Consider the following 1124-nt stretch of genomic DNA (forward strand, 5'->3'; position numbering starts at 1 on the left):
GGCAAGCTTCTCGTGCAGTTCATCATCCTTCACAACCACGGCGCCCATTACTACGTCCGAGTGTCCGGCCATGTACTTAGTGAGCGAGTGCATCACGATGTCAGCGCCCAGGTCAAGGGGCGTTTGCAGGTATGGCGTGGCAAAGGTGTTGTCGGCTACCAGAAGCAGGTTGTGCTTTTTGGCGATGGCCGCGCAGCCTTTGATGTCAATGATGTTGAGCAGCGGGTTGGTAGGCGTCTCCACCCAGATCATGCGCGTGTTCTCATTCACCAGCGCCTCCACTTTGCTCAGGTCGCTCATGTCCGTAAAGTGAAACTTGAGGCCGTAGTTGGCGAATATCTTGGTGAAGATGCGGTAGCTGCCACCGTATAAGTCGTTGGTCGAAATAACTTCATCGCCCGGCTTCAGCATTTTGATGATGGTATCGATGGCCGCCATACCTGAAGCAAAGCAAAGCCCGTGCTTGCCGTTCTCCAGCTCCGCCAGGGCGTTCTGCAGCGCCGTGCGGGTTGGGTTGTGGGTACGGGAGTACTCGTATCCTTTATGGTCGCCCGGCGACTTTTGCACGTAAGTAGAGGTCTGGTAAATAGGCGTCATGATGGCGCCTGTCGTTGGGTCTGGCTCCACACCAGCATGTATAGCTTTTGTTCCGAATTTCATACGTTATATTTTTTAGGTATAAATGGTATGCTGCAAGTTACTAAATTTACTTCTTAAGCAGATGAATGGTACTCCTGCTTTCTAAAACAGCGGGTTGGTTTACAAACAAAAGCCTCACTTCCGGCTATATTCAGTTGAATACCGTTTATCGTACATCCTTAAACTTTCTGTCCATGCTTAAATTGTCCATGCTGCGGACTTTTATACGGGAAAATGCTTCTTCGTTTGTCTCTATGTTGCTGTTGGTCGTGGTGCCGATTGTGGTGAGCTCCACCCTGGCCATTTTTCTGTACCAGTATGAGGGCCTGCTGCAGAATCTGAGTTGGGTGCAGATGCTCCTATACTTTACCGTGATCTCCATTACCATGTCGCTGGCCTTGACGCCGACTACCTTTGTAGCCCTGGTCAGCGGCTTCTACCTGGGCTGGCCGGGATTCCCAGGTGTGGTGATATCGTATGGCATT

Annotated in this window: 1 protein-coding gene and 1 pseudogene; one reads left to right on the forward strand and one right to left on the reverse strand. The window is 51.1% G+C overall.

Translation table 11 applies throughout. From position 1 onward, the window contains the following. A partial coding sequence (locus OB13_RS19510) for a trans-sulfuration enzyme family protein (RefSeq protein ID WP_461491860.1) occupies nucleotides 1–660 on the reverse strand: 660 nt, incomplete at its 3' end. A 173-nt stretch (nucleotides 661–833) separates the two neighbouring features. Between OB13_RS19510 and OB13_RS19515 the strand changes: the two are divergent. Then, nucleotides 834–1124 (forward strand): annotated as a pseudogene (locus tag OB13_RS19515) (TVP38/TMEM64 family protein); the annotation flags it as partial.

The organism is Pontibacter sp. HJ8 (assembly GCF_054824225.1).